We start from the raw sequence: 6,845 nt of genomic DNA on the forward strand, positions 1-6,845 counted from the left end.
AACTGGTCTAGTCTCTCAGAGACCGGCACTGAGCCGCGGGGAAGCCAAGGCGCTCGGTCCGGTCCACCATTCGGAGACTGGAGAGGTGCCCCATGAGCCTGCTGCTTGAGCCCTATACCCTGCGTCAACTGACGCTGCCCAACCGCATTGCGGTCTCGCCGATGTGCCAGTATTCGAGCGTCGACGGCCTGGCCAACGACTGGCACCTGGTCCACCTGGGCAGCCGCGCGGTCGGCGGTGCCGGGTTGATCTTCACCGAAGCCACCGCCGTCACGGCCGAGGGCCGCATCACCGCCCAGGACCTGGGCCTGTGGTGCGACGAACAGATCGCCCCCCTGCAACGCATCACCCGCTTCATCACAGCCCAGGGCGTGGTGCCCGGCATTCAGCTGGCGCACGCCGGGCGCAAGGCCAGCACGCATCGGCCGTGGCTGGGCAAGCACGGCAGCGTCAAGCCCGAGGACGGTGGCTGGGTGCCGGTGGGGCCGTCGAAAATCGCCTTCGACCCGCAGCACACGGCGCCCACCGAATTGAGCGAAGGGCAGATCCACGAGGTGATCCAGGCCTTTGTCGAGGCCGCCCGGCGTGCACTGGTGGCCGGCTTCAAGGTCGTGGAGGTGCATGCCGCCCATGGCTACCTGCTGCACCAGTTTCTCTCGCCATTGAGCAACCAGCGTCGCGACCAGTACGGCAGCTCGTTCGAGAACCGCATTCGCCTGACCCTGCAGGTGACCGAGGCGGTGCGCGAGGTGTGGCCGTCGGAGTTGCCGCTGTTCGTGCGGGTATCGGCCACCGACTGGGTGGAGGATGGCTGGAACCCGGATGAAACCGTCGAACTGGCCAAGCGCCTCAAGGCCCTGGGCGCCGACCTGATCGACGTTTCGTCGGGGGGCACCTCGATGAATGCCGAGATTCCCACCGGGCCTGGCTATCAGACACGCTTTGCCGAGCGGGTGCGCAAGGAATCGGGGATCGCCACCGGCACGGTGGGCATGATCACCGAGCCGGCCCAGGCCGAGCACATTCTGCGCACCGGCCAGGCCGACATCATCCTGCTGGCCCGCGAGCTGCTGCGCGATCCGTACTGGCCGCTGCATGCCGACGATGACCTGGGCGGGCAGAAGGCCATATGGCCGGCGCAGTACCAGCGTGCGACCCACCGCGACCAGCCGATCCACGAGTCCGACCTGCGCGACTGAAGGCTATGCCAAAGGGCCGCCGAGCGGCCCTCCTGCGCAGGTAACGCCTGCCTGCGCCGTGGGCCTCAATGCCTGAACATCACATGCCGCACGCAGGTGTAGTCCTCCAGCCCATACATCGACATGTCCTTGCCGTAGCCCGACAGCTTCTGCCCGCCGTGGGGCATTTCGCTGACCAGCATGAAGTGCGTGTTGACCCAGGTGCAGCCGTACTGCAACCGGGCGGACACCCGGTGGGCGCGGCCGACATCGGCGGTCCACAGTGACGAGGCCAGGCCGTAGTCCGAATCGTTGGCCCAGGCCAGCGCCTGCGCTTCGTCTTCGAAGCGGGTCACCGACACCACCGGCCCGAATACCTCGCGGCGCACGATCTCGTCATCCTGCTGGGTGTCGGCCAGCACCGTCGGCTCGAAGAAGAACCCGTCGCCCACCACCGCCTTGCCGCCGGTGACCAGGCGAATATGCGGCTGGGCCACGGCGCGCTCCACCAGCGCTGCCACCCGGTCGCGGTGTGCGGCACTGATCAGCGGCCCGAGTTCGGTGTCCGGGTCGTCCTGCAACCCGTGCCGGAGGCTGGCCACCGCCTCGCCGAGCTTGTTCACGAAGGTGTCGTAGATGCCGGCCTGGGCGTAGATCCGGCAGGCCGCGGTGCAGTCCTGCCCGGCATTGTAGAAGCCGAAGGTGCGAATGCCTTCCACCGCAGCGTCGATGTCGGCATCGTCGAAGATGATCACCGGGGCCTTGCCGCCCAGTTCCATGTGCAGGCGTTTCACGCTGTCGGCGGTGCCGGTGATGATCTGGCTGCCGGTGGCGATCGAGCCGGTCAACGACACCATGCGCACCTTGGGGTGGGTAACCAGGGGCATACCTACGCTCTGGCCCTTGCCGAACAGGATGTTGAGCACCCCGGCCGGAAACAGCTCGGCCGCCAGTTCGCCCAGGCGCAGGGCGGTCAGCGGGGTCTGTTCCGAAGGCTTGAGCACCACGGTGTTGCCGGCGGCCAGGGCCGGGGCGATCTTCCATGCCAGCATCATCAGCGGGTAGTTCCACGGCGCGATGGACGCCACCACACCCAGCGGGTCGCGGCGCACCATCGAAGTGTGCCCCGCCAGGTACTCGCCCGCCGCCGAGCCGCCCAGACAGCGGCTGGCCCCGGCAAAGAAGCGGAACACGTCGGCGATTGCCGGCAGTTCGTCGTTCAGCGCGGCCGGGTAGGGCTTGCCGCAGTTGTCCGATTCCAGCCTGGCCAGCTCCCCGGCATGGGCGTCTATCAGGTCGGCCAGCTTGAGCAGCAGTGCGGCGCGGTCTTTCGGTGCGGTCTGCGACCAGCCGTCGAAGGCATGGTCGGCGGCGCGCACCGCCGCATCCACCTGCGCTTGGCTGGCCTCGTTGATGTCCACCAGCACGCTGCCCAGCGCGGGGTTGAGCACGCTGTGGGCCGGGCCTTCGCCGGCGACGAGCTGGCCGTTGATCAGCAGTCGGGTTTGCATGGTGTTCGATCCTCCTGGTTCAGGTCATTTGCCGTCGCTGCCGGTCACGTTCTCGGCGCCACGGGTCAGGTAGTAGGCGCCCAGAATCGGCAGCATGGTCACCAGCATCACCAGCATGGCCACGACGTTGGTCACCGGCACGTCGCGCGGGCGGCTGAGCTGGTTGAGCAGCCAGATCGGCAGGGTGCGTTCGTGGCCGGCGGTGAAGGTGGTCACGATGATCTCGTCGAACGACAGCGCGAACGCCAGCATGCCGCCCGCCAGCAGGGCCGACCCCAGATTGGGCAGCACGATGTAGCGAAAGGTCTGCCAGCCGTCGGCGCCCAGGTCCATCGACGCCTCGATCTGGTTCTGCGAGGTGCGCCGCAGACGCGCGATGACGTTGTTGTAGACGATCACCACGCAGAAGGTGGCGTGGCCCACCACGATGGTGAAGATCCCGGGCTCGATGCCCAGGGTCTTGAACGCCGACAGCAGGGCGATGCCGGTGATGATGCCGGGCAGGGCGATGGGCAGGATCAGCATCAGCGACAGGCTCTCCTTGCCGAAGAAGCTGCGCCGGTACAGGGCCGCGGCGGCCAGGGTGCCAAGCACCAGGGCGATCAGCGTGGCCAGGCACGCCACCTGCAGCGACAGCTTGATCGACTCGAGCACGTCGGGGCGCGAAAACGCCACGCCGAACCACTTGAGGGTCAGGCCCCGGGGCGGAAAGCTGAAGGCCGCGTCTTCGGTATTGAAGGCGTACAGCACGATGATCAGGATCGGAAAGTGCAGGAACAGCAGCCCGCCCCAGGCGGCCAGGCGCAGCCCCGGCGAGGCGTTGTCAGAGTGCATCGAAGGCTCCCAGGCGTTTGACGAGGGTCAGGTACACGGCGATCAGCATGATCGGTACCAGGGTGAAGGCGGCGGCCATCGGCATGTTGCCGATGGCGCCTTGCTGGGCGTACACCATGCTGCCGATGAAGTAGCCGGGCGGGCCCACCAGCTGCGGCACGATGAAATCGCCCAGGGTCAGCGAGAAGGTGAAGATGGAGCCGGCGGCGATGCCCGGCACCGCCAGCGGCAGGATCACCTGCACGAACGTCTGGCGCGGGCGTGCGCCAAGATCGGCCGAGGCGTGCAGCAGCGAGGGCGGCAGGCGTTCCAGCGCGGCCTGGATCGGCAGGATCATGAACGGCAGCCAGATGTACACGAACACCATAAAGCGCCCCAGGTGCGAGGTCGACAGGGTGCTGCCGCCCACCCCGGGAATGCCGAGCAGCCATTGCAGCAGTGGCTCCAGGTTCAACTGCTGGACGAACCACTGTGCCACCCCGCCCTTGGCCAGCAGCAGGGTCCAGGCATAGGCCTTGACGATGTAGCTGGCCCACATCGGCATCATCACCGCGATGTAGAAGAACGCCTTGGTGCTGCCGCGGGTGTAGCGGGCCATGTAGTAGGCGATGGGAAACGCCAGCACCGCGCTGGCGATCGACACTGCCACCGCCATGCCCAGAGTACGCAGGATGATGTCGAAGTTGGATGGCTGCAGCAGCGCGGCAAAGTTGGCCAGGGTCAGCTCGGGCGTCACCGCCATGGTGAAGTCGTCGAAGGTGTAGAAACCTTGCCACAGCAGCGCCAGCAGCGAGCCCAGGTAGATCGCGCCGAACCAGATCAGCGGCGGTATCAACAGCATCGCCAGGTACAGATTGGGGCGACGGTAGAGCAGGGTGGCCAGGCGCCGCATCATCTCAGCGGCCCTCGTCGAGCACGGTTTCGCGCAGCGCGGTCATGGCCTCGCGCGGCCAGTGGGCGTGCAGGCGCTGGCCGGGCTGCCAGGGGGCGGCGTCGGCATGCCACTGGCTGTTGGCCTGGCTCACCGCCAGCAACTGGCCGTTGTCCAGCTGCAGTTCGTAGCGGGTGGTGCTGCCCTGGTACTGGATATCGTGCAGCACGCCGCTGAGCTGGAGGACGTCGCCCGGGATGGCCGACGCGCTCAGGCGAATGTGTTCCGGGCGGATCGAGAACGGCTGCGGGCTGGCCACCAGGTGTTGGGCCAGCTCGCCGCGCAGCACGTTGGAAGTGCCGACGAACTCGGCAACGAAGGGGGTGGCCGGTTGCATGTAGAGGTTGCGCGGCGTGTCGACCTGTTCGATGCGCCCGCGGTTGAACACCGCCACGCGGTCGGACATCGACAGCGCCTCGGTCTGGTCGTGGGTGACGAAAATGAAGGTGATACCCAGCTGGCGCTGGAGCTTCTTCAGCTCGCCCTGCATCTGCTCGCGCAGCTTGAGGTCCAGCGCGCCGAGGGGCTCGTCCAGCAGCAGTACCCGGGGACGATTGACCAGCGCGCGGGCCAGGGCCACGCGCTGGCGCTGCCCGCCGGACAACTGCACCGGCTTGCGCTCGCCGTAGCCGGCCAGGGCCACCATGCCCAGGGCCTCTTCGGCACGGGCATGGCGCTGGGCCTTGGCCACGCCCTTGACCTTGAGCCCGTAGGCCACGTTGTCGCGCACGTTCATGTGCGGGAACAGCGCGTAGTCCTGGAAGACCGTGTTGACGTCGCGCTGGTAGGGCGGCAGGCCGGCGGCTTCCACGCCGTGGATGCGAATCGAGCCGTGGCTGGGTTGTTCGAACCCGGCGATCAGGCGCAGGCAGGTGGTCTTGCCCGAGCCCGAAGGGCCGAGCATGGAGAAGAACTCGCCGTCTTCGATGTCGATGCAGACCCGGTCGACGGCCTTGACGGCGAAGAGGCCCTAACGGCCGCCCATGATCGCGATGTAGTCCTGGGTCCAGCGGCTATAGGGCACGAACTTGCCCCCTTGCGCCTGCGGCGTGCGCCAGAACGCGATCTTGTCGAACAGGTCGAAACCGTTGGTCTTGCACCCGTCGGCACCCAGCAGTTCGCTGCCCGAACACGCCGCCGGCACCACCGGCAACGAGCCGAACCACGCCGCCACGTCGCCCTGCACCTTGGGCTGCAGCGACCAGTCCATCCATTTGTAGGCGCAATTGGGGTGCTTGGCCTCGGCGTGCAGCATGGTGGTATCGGCCCACCCGGTGGCGCCTTCCCTGGGGATGGTCGAGGCCACCGGCTGCTTGTCGGCCTTGAGCCCGTTGACCATGTAGCCCCAGGAGCTGGAAGCCGCCACGCCTTCGTTCTTGACGTCGCTCATCTGCACGGTTGCGTCATGCCAGTAGCGGTGAATCAGGGGGCGTTGCTGGCGCAACAGGTCGAGCACCGCCTTGTACTGGGTTTCGTTGAGCTCGTAGGGGTTGTCGATGCCCAGTTCCGGCTTGGCCGTCTTCAGGTACAGCGCCGCATCGGCGATGTAGATCGGCCCGTCATAGGCCTGCACACGGCCCTTGTTCGGCTTGCCGTCCGGCAGGTCCTGCGGCTCGAACACCACGCCCCAGCTGGTGGGCGCCTGCTTGAACACCTCGGTGTTGTACAGCAGCACGTTCGGCCCCCACTGGTACGGCGTGCCGTAGACCTTGGCGTCGACCACGTACCAGGGGCCGTCCTTCAGGCGCGGGTCGAGGTGCTTCCAGTTGGGGATCAGGTCGGTGTTGATCGCCTGCACACGCTTGCCGGCAATCAGGCGCAGCGAGGCATCGCCCGACGCGGTCACCAGGTCGTAGCCGCCCTTGGTCATCAGGCTGACCATCTCGTCGGAGGTGGCGGCAGTCTTGACGCTCACCTTGCAGCCGGTGTCCTGCTCGAAACCGCTGACCCAGTCGTAGGCCTTGTCGCTCTCGCCGCGCTCGATGTAGCCGGGCCAGGCCACGATGTCCAGTTGCCCTTCGCCGGCACCCACGGCCTTGAGCGGCTCGGCGGCCTGCAGGCTGGCGCTGGCGAGGATCCCGGCGCCCAGGGCGCCAAGCAATGCGGTGGTGTGCACAAGCATGATGTTCCCTCTTTTATTGGAATTGTGCAGGGGCAGTGATGACGGTGCTGCAGCGGTGCATTCCCTACTAGCGTAGTGCGTTCCCGCGAATGCAACATCCAGAAGCAAATGCGCAGCGTGACGACGCAGGTCAGGCTTTACTCTGGCGTTTCATTTCCTTGTTGAGGACGTTCAGATGAACACCCGAGGTTTGCTCGACCAGTTGCTAAAGTCCGGCCAGGAGCTGCTGCAGAACCAGGCCGGCAAAGGTGCCAGCGCCAAGCCAGGGG

At 66.7% G+C, this 6,845-nt stretch carries 5 protein-coding genes and 2 pseudogenes; 2 read left to right on the forward strand and 5 right to left on the reverse strand.

Going from position 1 to position 6,845, the window contains the following annotated elements:
• Positions 1-92: 92 nt before the first annotated feature.
• Positions 93-1,199 carry an NADH:flavin oxidoreductase/NADH oxidase gene (locus JZZ72_RS24365; protein WP_043863198.1) on the forward strand — a complete coding sequence of 369 codons (1,107 nt, stop codon included), beginning with the start codon at positions 93-95 and terminating at the stop codon, positions 1,197-1,199.
• 65 nt (positions 1,200-1,264) lie between these two features.
• Here the strand turns inward: JZZ72_RS24365 and JZZ72_RS24370 are convergent, their stop codons facing one another.
• The 5 genes and pseudogenes from JZZ72_RS24370 to ydcS form a co-directional block, all read right to left on the reverse strand.
• Entirely contained in the window at positions 1,265-2,689 is a 1,425-nt protein-coding gene (locus JZZ72_RS24370; protein WP_210015294.1) for a gamma-aminobutyraldehyde dehydrogenase, read from the reverse strand.
• 24 nt (positions 2,690-2,713) lie between these two features.
• Entirely contained in the window at positions 2,714-3,523 is an 810-nt protein-coding gene (locus tag JZZ72_RS24375; RefSeq protein ID WP_043863200.1) for an ABC transporter permease, read from the reverse strand.
• Entirely contained in the window at positions 3,513-4,418 is a 906-nt protein-coding gene (locus tag JZZ72_RS24380; RefSeq protein ID WP_210015295.1) for an ABC transporter permease, read from the reverse strand. The genes JZZ72_RS24375 and JZZ72_RS24380 overlap by 11 nt, the downstream gene beginning before the upstream one ends.
• 1 nt (position 4,419) lies before the next feature.
• A pseudogene (locus tag JZZ72_RS24385) lies at positions 4,420-5,412 on the reverse strand (ABC transporter ATP-binding protein); the annotation flags it as partial.
• 12 nt (positions 5,413-5,424) lie between these two features.
• A complete protein-coding gene (ydcS, locus tag JZZ72_RS24390) occupies positions 5,425-6,576 on the reverse strand; it encodes a putative ABC transporter substrate-binding protein YdcS (protein WP_058541467.1) in 1,152 nt (383 codons plus the stop codon).
• 175 nt (positions 6,577-6,751) lie between these two features.
• Between ydcS and JZZ72_RS27930 the strand changes: the two are divergent.
• Positions 6,752-6,845: pseudogene (locus JZZ72_RS27930) on the forward strand (tellurite resistance TerB family protein); the annotation flags it as partial.

Source organism: Pseudomonas palmensis, assembly GCF_017848315.1.
Lineage (GTDB): Bacteria > Pseudomonadota > Gammaproteobacteria > Pseudomonadales > Pseudomonadaceae > Aquipseudomonas > Aquipseudomonas palmensis.

What these genes read in the sequence shown, in the direction of transcription:
- JZZ72_RS24375 (WP_043863200.1), bottom strand. Translation starts at nt 3,523, where the DNA reads ATGCACTCTGACAACGCCTCGCCGGGGCTGCGCCTGGCCGCCTGGGGC.
- ydcS (WP_058541467.1), bottom strand. Translation starts at nt 6,576, where the DNA reads ATGCTTGTGCACACCACCGCATTGCTTGGCGCCCTGGGCGCCGGGATC.
- JZZ72_RS24365 (WP_043863198.1), top strand. Translation starts at nt 93, where the DNA reads ATGAGCCTGCTGCTTGAGCCCTATACCCTGCGTCAACTGACGCTGCCC.
- JZZ72_RS24380 (WP_210015295.1), bottom strand. Translation starts at nt 4,418, where the DNA reads ATGATGCGGCGCCTGGCCACCCTGCTCTACCGTCGCCCCAATCTGTAC.
- JZZ72_RS24370 (WP_210015294.1), bottom strand. Translation starts at nt 2,689, where the DNA reads ATGCAAACCCGACTGCTGATCAACGGCCAGCTCGTCGCCGGCGAAGGC.